13 protein-coding genes are annotated in these 18,207 nt (G+C 69.5%); 10 read left to right on the top strand and 3 right to left on the bottom strand.

Features of this window, described 5'->3' with window-relative positions; genetic code table 11:
* The first annotated feature begins 33 nt into the window (after nucleotides 1–33).
* The 9 genes from CY658_RS17885 to CY658_RS17925 all read left to right on the top strand — a co-directional run bounded on the left by CY658_RS17885 (nucleotide 34) and on the right by CY658_RS17925 (nucleotide 10,829).
* Nucleotides 34–957, top strand: a complete 924-nt coding sequence (locus tag CY658_RS17885) for an ABC transporter substrate-binding protein (protein ID WP_101491490.1) — start codon at nucleotides 34–36, stop codon at nucleotides 955–957.
* A 12-nt stretch (nucleotides 958–969) separates the two neighbouring features.
* Nucleotides 970–1,896: an ABC transporter substrate-binding protein gene (locus tag CY658_RS17890; protein ID WP_101491491.1), complete on the top strand. Its 927-nt coding sequence runs from the start codon at nucleotides 970–972 to the stop codon at nucleotides 1,894–1,896.
* Nucleotides 1,897–1,927: 31 nt separating this feature from the next.
* Nucleotides 1,928–2,971 (top strand): LLM class flavin-dependent oxidoreductase, encoded by a 1,044-nt coding sequence (locus CY658_RS17895; RefSeq protein ID WP_101491492.1) that lies wholly within the window; start codon nucleotides 1,928–1,930, stop codon nucleotides 2,969–2,971.
* A 119-nt stretch (nucleotides 2,972–3,090) separates the two neighbouring features.
* On the top strand, nucleotides 3,091–4,041 hold the full coding sequence (locus tag CY658_RS17900; RefSeq protein WP_180838978.1) for a sulfurtransferase: 951 nt from the start codon (nucleotides 3,091–3,093) through the stop codon (nucleotides 4,039–4,041).
* A gap of 127 nt (nucleotides 4,042–4,168) precedes the next feature.
* Nucleotides 4,169–5,380: a YeeE/YedE family protein gene (locus CY658_RS17905; RefSeq protein ID WP_101491493.1), complete on the top strand. Its 1,212-nt coding sequence runs from the start codon at nucleotides 4,169–4,171 to the stop codon at nucleotides 5,378–5,380.
* Nucleotides 5,381–5,544: 164 nt separating this feature from the next.
* The gene (locus CY658_RS17910; protein WP_101491494.1) at nucleotides 5,545–7,134 is read left to right on the top strand and encodes an ABC transporter substrate-binding protein; all 1,590 of its coding nucleotides are present in this window, start codon (nucleotides 5,545–5,547) and stop codon (nucleotides 7,132–7,134) included.
* Nucleotides 7,135–7,143: 9 nt separating this feature from the next.
* A complete protein-coding gene (locus tag CY658_RS17915) occupies nucleotides 7,144–8,109 on the top strand; it encodes an ABC transporter permease (protein WP_101491495.1) in 966 nt (321 codons plus the stop codon).
* 21 nt (nucleotides 8,110–8,130) lie between these two features.
* Complete coding sequence (locus tag CY658_RS17920) at nucleotides 8,131–9,072, top strand: ABC transporter permease (RefSeq protein ID WP_101491496.1); 942 nt, start codon at nucleotides 8,131–8,133, stop codon at nucleotides 9,070–9,072.
* Nucleotides 9,069–10,829, top strand: a complete 1,761-nt coding sequence (locus CY658_RS17925) for a dipeptide ABC transporter ATP-binding protein (RefSeq protein WP_101491497.1) — start codon at nucleotides 9,069–9,071, stop codon at nucleotides 10,827–10,829. Before CY658_RS17920 ends, CY658_RS17925 begins: the two co-directional genes overlap by 4 nt.
* A gap of 7 nt (nucleotides 10,830–10,836) precedes the next feature.
* Here CY658_RS17925 and CY658_RS17930 read toward each other — a convergent pair whose 3' ends face one another.
* The 3 genes from CY658_RS17930 to CY658_RS17940 all read right to left on the bottom strand — a co-directional run bounded on the left by CY658_RS17930 (nucleotide 10,837) and on the right by CY658_RS17940 (nucleotide 16,523).
* The gene (locus CY658_RS17930; RefSeq protein ID WP_101491498.1) at nucleotides 10,837–12,735 is read right to left on the bottom strand and encodes an esterase/lipase family protein; all 1,899 of its coding nucleotides are present in this window, start codon (nucleotides 12,733–12,735) and stop codon (nucleotides 10,837–10,839) included.
* The gene (locus tag CY658_RS17935) at nucleotides 12,732–13,745 is read right to left on the bottom strand and encodes an Lnb N-terminal periplasmic domain-containing protein (RefSeq protein WP_101491499.1); all 1,014 of its coding nucleotides are present in this window, start codon (nucleotides 13,743–13,745) and stop codon (nucleotides 12,732–12,734) included. Before CY658_RS17935 ends, CY658_RS17930 begins: the two co-directional genes overlap by 4 nt.
* 69 nt (nucleotides 13,746–13,814) lie before the next feature.
* Nucleotides 13,815–16,523: a bifunctional acetate--CoA ligase family protein/GNAT family N-acetyltransferase gene (locus tag CY658_RS17940; protein ID WP_101491500.1), complete on the bottom strand. Its 2,709-nt coding sequence runs from the start codon at nucleotides 16,521–16,523 to the stop codon at nucleotides 13,815–13,817.
* A gap of 318 nt (nucleotides 16,524–16,841) precedes the next feature.
* Between CY658_RS17940 and CY658_RS17945 the strand changes: the two genes are divergently transcribed.
* Nucleotides 16,842–18,203, top strand: coding sequence for a homoserine dehydrogenase (locus CY658_RS17945; protein WP_101491501.1), 1,362 nt, complete (start codon nucleotides 16,842–16,844; stop codon nucleotides 18,201–18,203).
* Nucleotides 18,204–18,207: the final 4 nt, after the last annotated feature.

The raw sequence follows: 18,207 nt of genomic DNA on the forward strand, positions 1-18,207 counted from the left end.
TCTTCTTTTTTCTTTTCCAACTGACTGCTTTTCATGACCCATCGACGCCATCTCCTGTCCGTTCTTCTTGCCGCCTTGCTGCCCCTGGCCGCCACGGCCCAGACCGCCCCGGCGCCCGACCTGAGCCCCGAGCAGCCGGGCCGCCCGCGCGCGCAGAAGATCGAAGAGGCCGTGCGGCTCGCGAAGGACTTCAAGTTCCAGAAGGAAGGCGTGCTCGTCGTGGGCACCACCACCGGCCGGCTGCCGTTCGCGGCCTACGCCACCGACACCAAGACGCCCGTGGGCAATGCGCCCGACATCGCGCAGCTCGTGGCCGACAGCCTGGGTCGCAAGCTGGAGCTGGTGTCCACCGCCTGGGCCGACTGGCCGCTGGGCCTGCAGTCGGGCAAGTTCGACGTGGTGGTGTCGAACGTGACCGTGACCGAAGAGCGCAAGGAGAAATTCGATTTTTCGACCTACCGCAACGACCAGCTGGGCATCTACGTCAAGTCGGACAGCAAGCTCGGCGCCATCAAGGAGCCGAAGGACATCGCGGGCCTGAAGCTCATCGTGACGGCCAGCACGAACCAGGAGCAGATCCTGCTGCGCTGGAACAAGCAGAACCTCGCCGCCGGCCTCAAGCCCATCGAGATCCAGTACTACGACGACGATGTGGTGCAGCGCCTGGCCATCCAGTCGGGCCGCGCCGATGCGTACGTGGGCCCCAACGCCATTGCGGCCTACGAGGCGCGCGACGGCAAGACCCGGCTCGCGGGCCTGGTGTCGGGCGGCTGGCCGCTCAACGCCGAGATCGCCGTCACCTCGCGCAAGGGCTCGGGCATCGCCGAGGCCGTGACGCTGGCGCTGAACACGCAGATCAAGAACGGCAACTACGGCAAGGCGCTGTCGCGCTGGAACCTGGCGTCGGAGGCGATCGAGGTGGCGCGCACCAACCCACCCGGCCTGCCGAAGAACTGAGGGGAGGGGACCATGTCGCTCAAGAAGAAACTGGGGGCCTTCGCAGCCCTCGGGCTGATCGCGCTCGCGCCGGCGCACACCGCCGAGACCTTCGACTTCAGCCCCGCGCAGCGCGGACGCCTGCACACCGGCAAGGACGCCGAGGCCGTCAACGCCATTCCGCCGAACTTCAAGTTCGTGAAGGAGGGCGTGCTGACCATCGCCATCGCGCCGTTCGCGCCGCCGATTTCCACCTACGCGACCGACGCGAAGACCGTGGTGGGCTTCGACCCCGACTTTGCGCACCTCATCGCCGAGGCACTGGGCCTGAAGCTGGAGCTGCAGCCCATCGCCTGGGCCGACTGGCCGCTGGGCCTGAGCTCGGGCAAGTACGACGCCGTGATCTCCAACGTGGGCGTGACCGAGCAGCGCAAGGAGAAGTTCGACTTCTCGACCTACCGGCTCGGCCTGCACGGCTTCTACGTGCGCACCGACAGCGCGATCCAGTCGATCCGCGAGCCGAAGGACGTGGCGGGCCTGAAGCTCACGACCGGCGCTGGCACCAACCAGGAACGCATCCTGCTCGAATGGGACCGGCAGAACGTGGCCGCGGGCCTGAAGCCGGTGTCGATCCAGTACTACGACGACGATGTGACGCGCTGGCTGGCGGTGACGACCAAGCGCGTCGATGCCAACTTCAACCCCAACGCGCCGCAGGCCTACGAGGCCGCGAAGAACGGGCAGTTGCGGCTCGCGGGCACGGTCAACGCCGGCTGGCCGCTGAAGTCGGACGTGGCCGTGGCCACGCGCAAGGGCAGCGGCCTGGCCGTGGCGCTCACCACCGCGGCCAACGGCCTGATCCGCAACGGCACCTACGGCAAGGCGCTTGCGCGCTGGCGCCTCGCGGAAGAGGCGCTGCCGAAGTCCGAGGTCAACCCGCCGGGGTTGCCGAAGTTCTGAACACGCCGCACACACGACCCCGACCACGACCATGACCATCCACCACATCGGTTTTCTCACGCCCGGCAACTACGACGAGGCCGACCCGCATGCCGGCCTCGAAGCCGCGCTGCGGCTGTTCGAATTCGGCGAGCGCCGCGGTTTCGACAGCGCCTGGGTGCGCCAGCGCCACCTGGAGCGCGCGGTGTCGTCGGCGCCGACCTTCCTGGCCGCCGCCACGCAGCGCACGCGCCGCATAGAACTCGGCGCGGCCGTGATCCAGATGGGCTACGAAAACCCGTTCCGCCTTGCCGAAGACCTGGCCACCGTCGACGTGCTCTCGCGCGGGCGCCTGCAGGTGGGCCTGAGCGCGGGTGCGCCGCCGCATGGCGCCTTGCTGGGCGGTCGCTTCCAGGACGCGCCGCCGGCCACCATCGACTTCACGCACAAGCGCGTGGCGCGGTTGCGCGCGAACCTCGAAGACGTGCTGCTGGGCGACGAAGACACGGTGATCGAATCCGCCGGCGGGCGCGTGCGTCCGCGCGTGCAGCCCTATGCGCCCGGCCTGGTCGGGCGGCTCTGGTACGGCGGTGGATCGCTGCGTTCGGCCGAATGGGCGGGGCGCAACGGCTTTCACCTGCTGCTGGGCAACGTGCTCACGGGCGAGACCACCGACGATTTCCTCGAGGCGCAGACCGGGCTCGTCGAGCGCTACCGCGCCAGCGAAGTGCCGGGCGCACGGCGCGGTCGGATCGCGTTGGGTCGCGTGATCGTGCCGCTCGATGGGGCCGATGCGGCCACGCGACGCCGCTACCGCGCGTTCGCGGCCGGGCGCGTCGAACGCACGCTGACGCCGCAGGGCGAGCGCCGCACGCTGTTCGCCGGCGACCTCGTCGGCAGCGCGGACGAGATCCTGGAGCGACTGCACCGCGACCCCGTGCTGCCGCTCGTGAGCGAGCTGCGCGTGGAGCTGCCCTACAACTTCGACAGCGAGGCCTACGAGCAGATTCTTGACGACATCGCCGTGCGCATCGCGCCCGAGCTGGGTTGGCGCGTGCGTGCCGAGCTGCCACAGAAAGAAGTCGCGGTGGCCTGAGCCTCAGAAGCTTTGGGCATGCGCATATCGCAAACGCTTCGTTGGTGATCGCGCGTTGCCTGCCTAGAGTTCGTTCTGATCTGTTTCAGATGTCGTCCATTCAATACAAGGAGTCCCGCATGTCGATCTTCAGCAGATGGTGGCGCGCCGCGTCCCTCGCCACGCTGACCTTCCTGGCCACCGCGCCCGCCGCTTTTGCCCAGGCCTCGGCCGACGGCAGTGGCCCGCTGGTCTCGACCGACTGGCTCGAGAAGAACCTGCGCAACCCGAAGCTGCGCGTGATCGAGGTCAGCGTGAACCCGGGCCTGTACGAGCGCGGCCACATTCCAGGCGCGGTGAATTTCTCGTGGCACAACGACCTCAACGATCGCGTGCGCCGCGACATCGTGAGCCAGGCCGAATTCGAGAAGCTGCTGTCGACCGCCGGTGTCGACAAGGACACCACCGTCATCCTCTACGGCGACACCAACAACTGGTTCGCGGCCTGGGGCGCCTGGGTGTTCGATCAGTACGGCGTGCAGAACGTGAAGCTGCTCGACGGCGGCCGCAAGAAATGGGAGGCCGAGAACCGCGTGTTCGACAACCGCGCGCCCGAACACGTCGCCACGCGCTTCAAGGTGACGCAGCCCAACCCGCAGCTGCGCGCGCGGCTGGCCGACGTGCTGGCCGTGGCCGAAGGCCGCTCCGACGCGAAGCTGGTCGACATCCGCTCGGCCGACGAGTACAGCGGCAAGATCTTTGCGCCGGCCGGTGCCGCCGAACTGGCGGTGCGCGCGGGCCACGTGCCCGGCGCGGCCAACGTGCCCTGGGGCCGTGCGGTGAACGAAGACGGCACCTTCAAGTCGGCCGCCGAGCTGAAGGCGATCTACGCGGCCGTGGGCATCGACGGCAGCAAGCCGGCCATCACCTACTGCCGCATCGGCGAACGCTCGAGCCACACCTGGTTCGCGCTGCACAAGATCCTGGGCTACAGGAACGTGCGCAACTACGACGGCTCGTGGACCGAGTACGGCAACGCCGTCGGCGTGCCGATCAACAACCCGGCCGGCACGGTGTGGGCATCCAAATGATTGAGTTGAGGTGAGATGAGTTCGAGGTGAGTCGGCGTTGGAGGGACCTCGCGGCCTCTCCGATGGGCGACATTGGGCGAGCCTTAGTGCTCGCTTTTTTTTTGGACCAAGAAAAAGGGACCGGGGCATGTCCGCTTCATCAATCAACGCGGTGCCTGCGCCGCTTTCTCGCACAGGCCTGGCCGCTGCTGTCGTCCTGTTGCTGCTGATCGCAGCCGGCGTGCATCTACTCGGCGAGCGCAGCGGTGGCCGTGCACTGGCCTTTGCGCTCGGGCTGGGCGCGGTGCTCGGCGTTGTGCTGCAGCGTTCGCGCTTCTGCTTCTACTGCCATGCGCGCGACTACTTTGAAGGCGGCGATGCACGCGGCCTGCTGGCCATCGTGGCCGCGCTCGCGGTCGGCACCGTGGGCATGCATGTCGTGATGACCGGCTGGCTGCCCGTGCCGCAGCCCGGCCGGCTGCCGCCCGATGCGCACATCGGCCCGGTCGGCGGGGCGCTGGTGCTGGCAGGGCTGGCCTTCGGCGCGGGCATGGTGGTGTCGGGCTCGTGCATCAGCGCGCACTGGTATCGGCTGGGCGAAGGCTCGCCGACCGCGCCGTTCGCGCTGCTCGGTGCGGGCGCGGGATTCCTGTTGGGATTCACCAGCTGGAACTGGCTCTACAGCGCCACCATCGCCACCGCGCCCGTGGTGTGGCTGCCGCATCACCTGGGCTATGCGGGCTCCGCCGCGCTGCAGCTGGCGGTGCTCGCGGCGCTGAGTGCCTGGCTCTGGCGAAAGCTGCCGACGGGCGACGCTGCATTGCCCGCACCGCGCAGCTTCATCGACGCGGTGCGCCGCCTGCTGCACGGACGCTGGCCGTATGCGTGGGGCGGGCTCGCGGTGGGCGCCATCGCCGTGATCGTGGTGCTGCGGCTGCGCCCGCTGGGCGTGACGGCTGCGCTCGGCAGCGCCGCGCGCGACCTCGGTAACGCACAAGGCCTGCTGCCGCAGCGGATGGACGGGCTCGACGGGTTCGGTGGCTGCGTCACGGCGGTGGTCGAAAGCCTCTGGCAGACGCCCAATGCGCTGCTGGTCGGTGGCCTCGTGGCCGGCGCGCTGGCCGCGGCGTTGGCAAGCGGGCAGTTCAAGCCCGCGTGGCCGAGCGTGGGGCAGGTCGTGCGCGGACTCGGCGGCGGCGTGCTGCTGGGGTGGGGCGCGATGACCGGACTGGGTTGCACGGTCGGCAACCTGCTCTCCGGCACGATGGCCGGCGCGCTGTCGGGCTGGGTGTTCGGCGCGAGCGTGCTGCTGGCGGTGTGGGGCGGGCTGCGGTTGAAGCGTCTGGCGGCGAGGGCCTGATCGTCGTTCATCGCTGCGCGGCAGACACCGCATTTCCATATGCGGAGTCCTTCTTTCGAGACGGTGCGGGGCAGGGCACAGTCCCGCCACGCAACGACAGGCGTGTGTCCATGCACAGCGGCCATCTGCCTGTTTCAACTTCACAAGAACACCCGAGGGATTCCATGTTCCGACCACTTCTGACCGCGGCCCTGCTGGCCGCCGGCCTGCTGCAGGCATCCGTCGCCACCGCCGAAACCGTGCGATGGGCGCGCAGCGCCGACCCCGCCACGCTCGATCCGCATGCGGTCAACACCGGCACCAACTTCGGGTTGCTGCACCAGATCTACGAGCCGCTGATCCTGCGCGGCGCCGACAGCAAGCTGCAGCCCGCGCTCGCCACCTCGTGGAAGCTCACGGCCGACCCGACGGTGTGGGAGTTCAAGCTGCGCCCTGGCGTCAAGTTCCATGACGGCGCGCTGCTCACGGCCGACGACGTGGTGTTCTCGCTGCAGCGCGCGCAGGCGCCAAGCTCGGCGCTCAAGTCGCTGCTGTCGTCGGTGGCCGAGGTGAAGAAGGTCGACCCGCTCACGGTGCAGGTCAAGACCAAGGGCCCGAACCTGATCTTCCCGAACAACCTCACGAACCTCTTCATCCTCAGCGAGGCCTGGGCCAAGGCGAACAAGGCCGAGCAGTCGCAGGACGTGGCAAGCAAGACCGAGAACTTCGCGACCCGCAACGAGAACGGCACCGGCCCCTACGTGCTGGCCTCGCGCGAGGTCGATGCGCGCACGGTGCTCAAGCAGTTCCCGCAGTACTGGGGCCGCGGCCAGTTTCCGCTGGACGTGACCGAGCTGGTCTACGTGCCGATCAAGTCGCCCGCCACGCGCGTGGCCGCGCTGCTGTCGGGCGAGGTCGATTTCGTGCAGGACCTGCCGGCGCAGGACGTGGGCCGCCTCAAGGCCGACAAGCGCCTGCGCCTGACCGAGGGGCCCGAGAACCGCTCGATCTTCCTGGGCCTGAACGTGGGCGCGAAGGAGCTCAAGTACGCCGACGTGAAGGGCAAGAACCCGCTGGCCGACCCCAGGGTGCGCGAGGCCATCGGCCTGGCGATCGACCGCGACGCGATCAAGGCGGCGGTGATGCGCGGGCTGTCGAACCCCTCGGGCATCATCGCGCCGCCATTCGTGCACGGCTACGAGAAGGGCTTTGCGGCCTACCCGAAGGCCAATGCCGCGCAGGCGAAGAAGCTGCTGGCCGAGGCCGGCTACCCGAACGGCTTTGCGATCACGCTGCACACGCCGAACGACCGCTACGTGAACGACGAGGCCATCAGCACGGCGGTGTCGGGCTTTCTGGGGCGCATCGGCATCAAGACCACGGTGGCGGCGCGCCCGATTGCGCTGCACAGCACCGCCATCAACTCGGCCGACACCGACTTCTACCTGTTCGGCTGGGGCGTGCCGACCTACGACTCGGCCTACATCTTCGATTACCTGGTCCACACGCGCGGCAAGGACGGCCGCGGCCCGACCAACGCCACTGGCTACAGCAACGCCGAGGTCGACGCGCAGATCGCATCGCTGGCCGCCGAGAGCGACAAGGCCAAGCGCGACGCCACCATCAAGAGCATCTGGCAGACCGTGCAGAAGGAGCGCATCTACATCGCGCTGCACGACCAGGTGCTCAACTTCGCCTCGACCCCGAAGCTGGACATTCCGGTCAGTCCCGACGGCAGCGTGTTCTTCAAGAACGTGAAGGTGGCGAAGCCCTAAGCGCCCGCCATGTGGGTTCATCTCTTGCGTCGGCTCGGCCAGTCCGTCCTGGTGCTGCTGGCGGTGTCCTTCGTGTCCTTCCTGGTGTTCCGCCACATCGGCGACCCGACCATCAGCCTGCTCGGCGAAGACGCGACGATCGAAGAACGCGCCGCGCTGACGGCCGAACTGGGCTTCGACCGCCCGGTGCCGGTGCAGTACCTGCGCTACGTCGGCCACGCGCTGCAGGGCGACCTGGGCGTGTCGTACCGGCTCAAGCGGCCAGTGGTCGAACTCATCGCCGAGCGGTTGCCGGCCACGCTCGAACTGGCGCTGGTGGCGGCCGTGTTGGCGGTGGCGGGCGGCGTGGCGCTGGGCGTGTACACGGCAATCCGGCGTGACAGCGTGGCGAGCCGCGCGGTCATGGCGGTGTCGCTGGTCGGCGTGTCGCTGCCGACCTTCCTGATCGGCATCGGGCTCATCTACCTGTTCGCGGTCGAGCTGCGCTGGCTGCCGTCGTTCGGGCGCGGCGACACGGTGCAGCTGGGCGGCTGGAGCACCGGGCTGCTCACGGCCTCGGGCTGGGCCTCACTGCTGATGCCCGCGTTGACACTGGGCCTGTACAAGCTGACGCTGATCATGCGGCTGGTGCGCGCCGAGATGCTCGAAGTGCTGCGCGCCGACTACATCCGCTTCGGCCGCGCGCGCGGGCTGCGCGAGCGCGACCTGAACTACGGCCATGCGCTGCGCAACACGCTGATCCCGGTCATCACCATCACCGGGCTGCAGATCGGCTCGCTGGTGGCCTTTGCCATCGTCACCGAGACGGTGTTCCAGTGGCCGGGCGTGGGCCTGCTGTTCATCACCTCGATCCAGGGGGTGGACGTGCCGGTGGTGGCGGCCTACCTGCTGCTGATCGCGCTGCTGTACGTGGCGATCAATTTCATCGTCGACCTGCTGTACGTGCTGGTCGATCCGCGCTTGCGACGCGCCTGACTCTTTTTCCCTCTTTCCCGAATGACGTCTTCTTCCTCGACCGGCGCCCCCGCGCCGCGCCGCTGGCGCAACGCCGAGTCGCCCGTGCTGCGTGCGTTTGCGCGCTCGCGCACCGTGCAGCTGGCCGCCTTCGTGCTGCTGCTGGTTGCCCTGGCCTCGCTGTTCGCGCCGTGGATCGCACGGCAAGACCCCTTCGATCCGGCCGTGCTCGACCTGATCGACGCCTTCACCCCGCCGGGGCAGCAGGGCGCTTCGGGCGCCTTCTATCCGCTGGGCGCCGACGACCAGGGGCGCGACGTGTTCTCGGCCATCCTCTACGGGCTGCGCATGTCGCTGCTGGTGGGTGTGAGCGCAGTCGGGCTGTCGCTGGCCATCGGCGTGCCGCTCGGGCTGGCGGCCGGCTATGCGGGCGGCTGGTTCGACACGCTCGTGATGCGCGTGGCCGATGTGCAGCTGACCTTTCCGGTGCTGCTGGTGGCGCTGCTGATCTTCGGCATCGCGCGCGGTCTGTTGCCCGAGGGCTACCGCGACGACATGGCGGTGTACGTGATCGTGGCGGCCATCGGGCTGTCGGAATGGGTGCAGTACGCGCGCACGGTGCGCGGCGCGGTGATGCTCGAGAAGCACAAGGACTACGTGGCCGCCGCGCAGATCATCGGCCGCTCGCACACCGGCATCCTGGTACGGCACATCCTGCCGAACCTGCTGGCGCCGGTACTGGTGATTGCCACCATCAGCTTTGCGCTGGCCATCGTGGCGGAGTCGACGCTGTCGTACCTGGGCGTGGGGCTGCCACCCACGCAGCCGTCGCTGGGCACGCTGATCCGCATCGGGCAGGGCTTCCTGTTCTCGGGCGAGTGGTGGATCCTGCTGTTTCCGGCGCTGGTGCTGCTGGCGCTGGCGCTCTCGGTCAACCTCGCGGGCGACTGGCTGCGCGACGCGTTGAACCCGAGGCTGCAATGAGCGCGCGCGACCCATCGCCAGAACCTGATCGCGAAACGCCCGTGCTGCGCGTGCGCGGCCTGGACGTGGCCTTCGACACACACCGGGGCACGATGCAGGTGCTCGACGGTGTCTCCTTCGAGATCGCGCCGGGCGAAATTCTCGGCGTGGTCGGCGAGTCGGGGGCGGGCAAGTCGATGGTCGGTGCGGCCGTCATCGGCCTGGTGCCGCCACCGGGACGCATCGCGGGCGGCACGGTCGAGCTGCACGGCGAGCGCATCGACACGCTGCGCGGCGAAGACATGCGCCGTGTGCGCGGGCGCCGCATCGGCAGCGTGTTCCAGGACCCGCTGACCAGCCTGAACCCGGTCTACCCGATCGGCCGGCACCTCATCGAAACCATCCGTACACACCTGCCCGTGAGCGAGCAGGAGGCGCGGCGGCGTGCATTGGCGCTGCTGGCCGACGTCGAGATTCCCGACCCCGAAAGCCGCATCGACCAGTACCCGCACCAGTTCTCGGGCGGCATGCGCCAGCGCGTGGCGATTGCGCTCGCGCTGTGCGCCGAGCCGCAGCTGCTGATTGCCGACGAGCCCACCACCGCGCTCGACGTGTCGGTGCAGGCCCAGGTGATCCGCGTGTTCCGCCGCGTCTGCCGCGAGCGCGGTACGGCCGCGATGCTGATCACGCACGACATGGGCGTGATCGCCGAAGCGGCCGACCGCGTGATGGTGATGTACCGGGGCCGCGTGCTCGAGACCGGCCCAGTGCGCGAAATTCTCGACCGCCCGCGCGAGCCCTACACGCGCGCCTTGATGGCGGCGATTCCTTCGGTGCATGCGCGGCTGCATCGGTTGCCGGTGCCTGAGATCGGCGCGGACATTGCCGTGGCTGCAGCCTTGCCGCCCGCGCAGGTCGAGACAGCGGCAGCACCGGCCGACAGCACGCCGCTGATCCGCGTGCAGGGCCTGTCGCGCGCGTTCGATCTGTCCGCCGGCTGGCTCGTCCGCACGCTCGCACGCCAGCCGAAGAAGGTGCTGCACGCGGTCGACGACGTGAGCTTCGACATCGCGCGCGGACGCACCTTCGGGCTGGTCGGCGAGTCGGGCTCGGGCAAGTCGACCGTGGCGCGCATGATCGCCGGCCTCACGCGGCCCACGGCCGGCACGGTGCATTTCGACGGCATCGACCGCTGGGGCGACGCCGCGCAGACGGCCGCGTTGCGGCGGCGCTTCCAGATGATCTTCCAGGACCCCTACGCCAGCCTCAACCCGCGCTGGCGCGTGGACCGGCTCATCGCCGAGCCGGTGGAAGTGCTGGGCCTGGCCGCCAGCGCCGAGGAAACCGCCGAGCGCGTGGCCGAGGCACTGCGCCGCGTGCGCATGTCGCCCGACGACGGCCGGCGTTATCCGCACCAGTTCTCGGGCGGCCAGCGCCAACGCATCGCCATCGCGCGGGCGCTGGCCAGCCAACCCGAGTTCATCGTCTGCGACGAACCGACCTCGTCGCTCGACGTGTCGGTGCAAGCCCAGGTGCTGAACCTCATGCGCGACCTGCAGGACGAGTTCGGCCTGACCTACCTGCTGATCAGCCACAACCTCGCGGTGATCCGCCACATGTGCGACGACGTGGGGGTGATGCAGCGCGGGCGGCTGGTGGAGCAGGGGAGCGCAGGCGAGGTGCTCGATGCACCGAAACATGCGTACACGCGGGCGTTGATGGCGGCTGTGCCGGACATGCGGCAGGCACCGGCGGCTGCCGTGCGCGCCACGGCCTAAGTCGGCCTCAAGGCACGCGCTGCAGCTGCTCGCGGAGGATGCGCCGGATCTCCAGAATCGCCAGCGGGTTCTCCTGCACGCTGTGCGCCGACGGAATCACCAGTTCCGACACCGCGCCGTCGAGGTGCGCGCTGGTGTAGGGCACGATGCCGTCGCTCGAGTCGGCCTGCGCCACGCCGGGCGTGTCGTTGCCGATGATCGAGTGGTAGCGCACCTTCGGGCTCATCGGCAGCCCCGACGACAGGCGCACGAACGCATCGCGGTCGCTGAGGTTGTCGATGCTGTTGGGAATGCGCAGCGGGCCCAGGTCCTGCGAGCTGGGCGCCACGCGCATCAGCTCGCGCGAGAGGTCGTTGAGCTGGCCCAGCATCGCCACCGGCAGCGTGATGAGGTTGGCCACCCAGCGCGAGATGCGCTTGTTGGCGAACGAGGTGCCGCGGTGCGGCGACGCGATGAAGATGGCGTCGCTGACCTGGGGCAGCGGCTCGAAGCGCAAGTAGGGCCCCAGCCCTTCCTCGATGCGGCGGCGCTGGGCGGCCGGCATGGGGTAGCCCTCGCGCAGCGCGTCCCACAGCACATCGCCCGACGACGACACCAGCAGGCGCGAGAGCACGCCGCCCATGCTGTGGCCGATGAGCGTGACGTTGCGCGACGCCTCGGCGCGGCCCTGCGGATCGAAGTGCGCCAGCGTCTGCGTGATGGCTTCGCGGATGGCGAGGTTGTTCAGCGGCAGCGGCGCGTTCGTGGGGTAGTACACCTGCCAGATCTGGTAGCGGCGGCGCAGCGTTTCGTCGCCGAGCACTTCGTTCGCGACGTTGATCCAAGCCTCGGGGCTGCTGGCCAGGCCGTGCAGCATGACGATGGTGCGGCGCTTCGGGTCGTAGGGCTGCATCAGGTAGATGTGCGGCCGGGTCAGGCCCTCGGCGCCGCCGAACAGGCTGCGCAGCGCCTGCAGCGCGAAGTCGGAGCGGGCCAGCCACAGGCCGTAGCCCGAAGTGAAGTTGGCGGCCAGCGGAATCTCTTCGCCGGCCAGCTGGATCGTGCTGGTGCGGTAGGGGTCGAACACGGCGATGCGCAGCGTGCGCGTGGCCAGCACGTCTTGTAGGGTGGTGCCGTCGAACTGCAGCAACGCGGTGAGGGCGGGGAAGGGCGTTTCGCTGAAAGGCGGCGCGTCTTCCTCGGCCTGGGCATCGGTCGGGCGGTCGCTGCCCGCGGCGACCAGCTCGGCGCCGAAGCCGTCGCGGCGGTAGATGTTGCGCAGGCCCGAAAAGGTCAGCGAGGCGGCGGGAATCAGCTCCTGCGGCAAGGTGGCGTCGGGCGCGAGTTGCAGCGCCGACAGGTCGGCATCGATGCGCCAGTCGCCCACCTGCGGAATGGTGGCGCGGGGCACGCCGCCCTTGCGGTAGCGGCCGAACAGGCCGGTGATGGCGCGCTGCACCGCGTAGTTGTAGTAGTCGCGCACCTGCGTCTGGCGGTCTTCGAAGGCGCGGTCGCGCGGCTTGCGTGCGGTGAAGAACAGGTAGGCGTAGGCATGGCGCGCGGTTTCGAGCCAGGCGTCGATGGCCTCGGGCGCGGTGGGCTGCGCGGCCGAGCCGCCGTCGCCGCCCGCCAGCGCGAGCTGCAGCCACACCTCGGACAGCGCCGACAGCCGCTGCTCGTCGCTCAGGCCGGCAGAGGTGGCCAGGTTCTGGCGACAGGCGCGGCCGTCCTTGCGGCACTGGTCGGCATCGGAGCCGATGACGCGCAGCACCTCTTGCGCCGAGCTGCTGAGCGTGCCCGTGGTGAGCACGTCGCCGCGCCGCTGCGCGAGGTACTCGGCCGGCGAGATGGTGCCGACCGTGACGCCGGCGCAGCCGGTGAGCAGCGACAGCGTCAGCAGCAGTGCAGAGAAGCCGACGCGCCTCATGGCGCAGCGCCCGGCAGGCCGTGGCGGATCGCCTGCGAGAAGTTCACACCGGGCTGCTGGTCCGTGGCAATGGCCCGGTCGGTGATGCGGCCGGCGCTGCGCAGCGCGTCCATGCTCAGCCCCGGCGTCAGGCCGCCGAGGTCGTGCAGGTACTCGGGCAGGTAGCCCGAGGCCAGCAGGCGGTAGTCCATCGGCAGGCCGGGCACGACGTGCTTGGCGAGGCTGTAGACGATGGTGGTGCAGTTGGCCGTGAGCGTGTTGTAGAAGCTCGGCGCGCGCGCCAGCGCGTTGGCCTCGCCCACGTAGCCGAGGAACAGCGAGCGCATCTCGGCTTGTGGCAGCTGCACGCGGTACATGTAGACGTCTTCTCCGCGCACGTTGGTGCGCACGCGCAGGATGTCGTGCTCGTCGGCGGCCACGAGGCTGTTCTCGAACTGCTTGAAGAAACCGCCGATGGACGAGAAGCTCTCGCCGCGCTCCTTGCGGATCTCGATGGAAAAAGTGACGTACTGTCCATCGTCGAAGCCGAAGGACACCAGCGTGTGGGCGATGGCCGGGCCGGTCCAGTACGACAGCGACACGTCGACCGAGCGCAGGCGGTCGAGCTCGTAGCGGCGCGTGTCCCAGCGCACGGTGTAGTCGGTGTCGCTGCGCCAGTCGAAGTTGCGCACGTTCTCCATCGTGACCACGTTGCCTTCGACGCGCGGCTTCAGGTGGCGCGCCACGTCGTCGGCCCATTCGCGGTTCTGCGAGGGCTGGATGGTGTTCCACCAGCCGAGCAGCATGGCGAAGCCGATGGCGTACGACAGCAGCGGGCGGGCCGCCTTGCCGCGCCACACGAGCACGATCGCCGCCAGGCCGAAGAGGCCCCACAGCACCATCGCGCCGACCTTGAGCGGCGTGGCCGCGGGCAGCTGGTACCAGAGGGCCGCGCAGGCCCAGGCAGCGGACAGCAGCAGGGCGAAGCTCACCAGCAGACGGCCGAGGGAGCGCAGAAGGATTCGGAGCATGAAGAAACGCGGAGGTGGAGGGCGGCCGATTCTCGTCGAGTTGCAGCCGCCCACTGCATTACCGGCGGGCTACAGCGGGTAGGTCACGAGCTTGAAGTCCGGGTCTTCAGGGAACGACTTCACCGTGAATCCCAGCCGGCGCACCAGCTTGAGCATGTCGGGGTTGCCGGCCAGCACCAGCCCGTCCATTTCGGACAGGCCGCGGTCGCGGGCCACGTCGATGATGCTTTCCATCAGACGCGAGCCGATGCCCTTGCCACTGAACTCGTCGGCCACCACGAGCGAGAACTCGCAGCTGGTCTGGTCGGGGTTGGTGATGTAGCGCGACACGCCCACGATGCGCTCGGTGTCGAGCACGGTGCCGTCGGGCGCGGTGCCGTCGGGCGCGGTGCTGCGTTCCATGATGGTGGCGACCAGCGCCATCTCGCGGTCGTAGTCGATGAGGGTGAAGCGCGACAGCATCGACGGCGGCAGCTCGTGGAAGCGCGAGACAAAACGGAACCAACGGCTTTCGGGCGACAGGCCCTGCACCAGCGCCTGCAGCATCTGCGCGTCGTTCGGATGCACCGGCCGCACGACGTACGCGCCGCCACCGGGCAGCGGCCATTCGCGCCGGTAGCGCGCGGGGTACGGCATGATGGCCAGGTGCTGGTAGCCGTTGCCCGCGGGGCCCGCCACCGCCTGCGTGCTGCTGTCGACCACGATGCGCGCATCGACCGACACCGCGCCGTGCTCGTCCACGATGATGGGGTTGATGTCCATCTCGCGCAGCTCGGGCAGTTCGCACACCATTTCGGACACGCGCAGCAGCACGTCTTCGATGGCCTCCATGTTCACTGCGTTGGCACCGCGCCATTCGCCCAGTGTCTCGGCCACGCGCGAGCGCTCGATGAGGTGGCGCGCCAGAAACTGGTTGAGCGGCGGCAGCTCCATCGCGCGGTCGTTCATGAGCTCGATCATGGTGCCGCCCGCGCCGAAGACGATGACCGGGCCGAAGGGCTGGTCGGTCACGAGGCCGACGTAAATCTCGCGCCCGCGCCGCGCACGCACCATCTTCTGCACGGTCACGCCGTTGATGCGGGCGTCGGGCGCGAGCTGCGCCACGCGCTCCATCATCTCCAGGTAGGTGTCGCGCGCGCTGGTGCCGTTCATCACGTTCAGCGCCACGCCCTCGACGTCGGACTTGTGCGAGATGTCGGGCGAGTCGATCTTCAGCGCCACCGGAAAGCCCAGCTGCGTGGCGATCATCATGGCTTCGTTGGCGCTGCGCGCGAGCAGCGTGCGCGTGATCGGGATGTGGAAGCACGACAGCAGCGACTTCGACTCCATCTCGGTCAGCACCTTGCGCCGCTCGGCCAGCACGCTCTCGATGAGCAGGCGCGCGCCGTCGATGTCGGGCTTGGCCAGCGCCGAGAGCGGCGGCGGCGTCTGCTGCAGCAGTTGCTGGTTCTGATAGAAGGCCGCGATGTTGCCGAAGGCGCCCACGGCCGCCTCGGGCGTGCGAAAGCTCGGGATGGTGGCCTCGGCCAGCACGGCCCGCGCATTGCCCACCGAGGCATCGCCCATCCAGCACGACAGCAGCGGCTTGGGCATGGGACGCGGAATGTCGGCCAGCGCGCGCGCCGTGGCGGCCGCATCGACGCCGGCCTTGGGCGAGAAGATGGCGAGCACGCCGTCGATCTGGCTGTCGGCCGAGGCCGTGTCGATGGCGGCGCGAAAGTGCGCGGGCGTGGCGTCTTCCGACAGGTCGATGAGGTCGGTGAGCGACGCGAGCGCGGGCAGCGAGGGCTGCAGCAGCTTCTGCGCGGGCGCCGAAAGGCGGCCCAGGTCGAGCCCGATCTCGTTGATCCAGTCGGCCGCGAGGACGCCGGGGCCGCCGCCGTTGGTGACCACGGCCAGCCGCTTGCCCACGGGCCGGTAGCGCGAGGCCAGGCATTTGGCGGCCGAGAACAGCTCGACGAAGGAGCGCACCCGCACCGCGCCCGCGCGGCGCAAGGCGGCGTCGAACACGTCGTCGCTGCCCACGATGGCGGCGCTGTGCGTCTGCGCAGCCTCGTTGCCGGCCGGCTTGCGGCCCGCCTTGAGCACCACCACCGGCTTGGCATGCGAAGCCGAGCGCAGCGCGCTCATGAAGCGGCGCGCGTCGGCAATGCCTTCGAGGTACACGATGATGCTGTGCGTGGCGGCGTCGTTGGCCAGGAAGTCGAGCACCTGCGGAATGTCGACCGAGGTGTGCGGCCCGAGCGAGACCACGCTCGAAAAACCCACGCCGTTCTGCCGCGCCCAGTCGAGCATCGACGCGGTGAGCGCACCCGACTGCGACACCAGCGCCAGCGGCCCGGTGCGCGCGAGCGGGCCGGCCACGCTGGCATTGAGGTGCAGCGGCGGGCGCTGGAAGCCCAGCGAGTTGGGGCCCAGCAGGTGCACGCCTTCGCGGCGCGCGATCTTGCGCCACTGCGCAGCCTGATCGGCGGCGATGCCGGTGGAGATGACCACCGCGGCCTTGCAGCCGATGCGGCCCGCGATTTCGATCGCGGCGGCCACGTCGCGCGGCGCCAGCGCGATCAGCGCCAGGTCGGCATGCGTCTGCGCCAGCTCTTCGAGCGTGCCTTGGGTGCGTATGTCGATGAAGCGCAGCGTGCCGTCGAAGCGGTCGGCGCGGAAGGCTTCGCGCAGCGTGTGGCCCAGGGCGGTCTGGCCGCCCAGATCGCTGGGCTCGCCGACGAAGGCCGCGATCGACGTGGGGGCGAACAGGGGGGTCAGGAAATGCTTGTCCATGCCCTAGTTTGCCCGGATCGGGGCCTGCCGCAAGCACCGCGTGTACACTCGCCGGCTCATGTCGTGCCTTTCACTTTCCCCTGTTGCAGCATCCAGCGCCGCCGTTATCGGCCGCACGATGCCGTTCGCCGCTTGCGTGCGAACGAGCGACGCCGTGAATGCACGAATGATTACCACCATGACCGCCGCGGCCCCCTAGCTCGCGCAGGGTGGCCGCTCCGGCAGCCACCTGGTGTCTCTTCTCCCGAATGAACGAAACCCAGCTGGCAGCTGGGTTTTTTTGTTTTTGTCCTGTTCGTTCGTTGTTTGGAGAAGCCCATGTACCGCGATCCCGTCTCGTCCTTCCTGCCCCAGCCCAGCCACGGCGCGGCCATTCGCCCCTTGCGCGTCGGCATGATCGGCATTGGGACCGTGGGCTCGGGCACCTTCCGCGTGCTGGCCCGCAACCAGGACCTCATTGCCGCCCGCGCCGGGCGCGGCATCGAGGTGACGGTGGTGGCGGCACGCAACCTCGCGCGTGCCCAGGGCATCGTGGGCGAGGGCGTGGCGCTCACGGCCGACCCGATGCAGGTCGCGACCGATCCCGATGTCGATGTGGTGGTCGAGGTGGCCGGCGGCACCGGCCCGGCGCGCGACTGGGTGCTGGCGGCCATTGCGCACGGCAAGCACGTGGTCACGGCCAACAAGGCGCTGCTGGCCGTGCACGGCCCCGAGATCTTCGCCGCCGCCAGCGCGCACGGCGTGGCCGTGATGTACGAAGGCGCGGTGGCGGTGAGCATCCCCATCGTGAAAGCGCTGCGCGAGGGCCTCACGGCCAACCGCATCGAATGGGTGGCCGGCATCGTCAACGGCACCACCAACTTCATCCTGAGCAAGATGCGCGACGAGGGCCTGGACTTCGCCGACGCGCTCGCACAGGCCCAGGCGCTGGGCTATGCCGAGGCCGACCCGGCCTTCGACATCGAGGGCGTCGACGCCGCTCACAAGACCGCGCTGCTGGCCGCCAACGCCTTCGGCATGCCGGTGCGCTTCGCGGACGCACAGGTCGAGGGCATCACCGCGCTGCAGCGCCTCGACGTGGCCTGCGCCGAGCAGCTGGGCTTTCGCGTCAAGCTGCTGGGCGTGGCGCGCCGCCGCGAGGAGGGCGTGGAGCTGCGCGTGCAGCCCGCGCTGGTGCCCGCGACGCACCTGCTCGCGCAGGTCAACGGCTCGATGAACGGCATCATGGTCAAGGCCGACGCGGCGGGCGTCACGATGTACTACGGCGCAGGCGCCGGCTCGGAGCAGACCGCCTCGGCCGTGATCGCCGACCTGGTCGACGTGGCGCGCCTGGACGGCACCCACGCCGGCCAGCGCGTGCCGCATACCGGCTTCCATGCGCATGCGGTGCGCGAACTGCCGGTGCTGCCGCGCGCGGCGGTGCGCAGCGCGCACTACCTGCGCGTGCCGGTGCAGGCAGCGACCGACATCGCCGCCGTGGCCGAGCTGCTGGCCGCGCAGCGGCTGCCGGTGCGGCAACTGGTGCTGGCGAACGGGGCGGCCGATGCGGCGCCGCAGGTGCTGGTGATCACCGAATCGGCGCTGCAGGGTGCGGTCGATCTCGTGCTGCATGCGTTGCAGGCGAGCCCGGTCGTGGCCGGCCCGGTGATCGCACTGCGCGTGGAAACGCTCGACGACTGAGCGC

It is taken from the genome of Variovorax sp. RO1 (assembly GCF_002849325.1).
Classification (GTDB): Bacteria; Pseudomonadota; Gammaproteobacteria; order Burkholderiales; family Burkholderiaceae_C; genus Variovorax.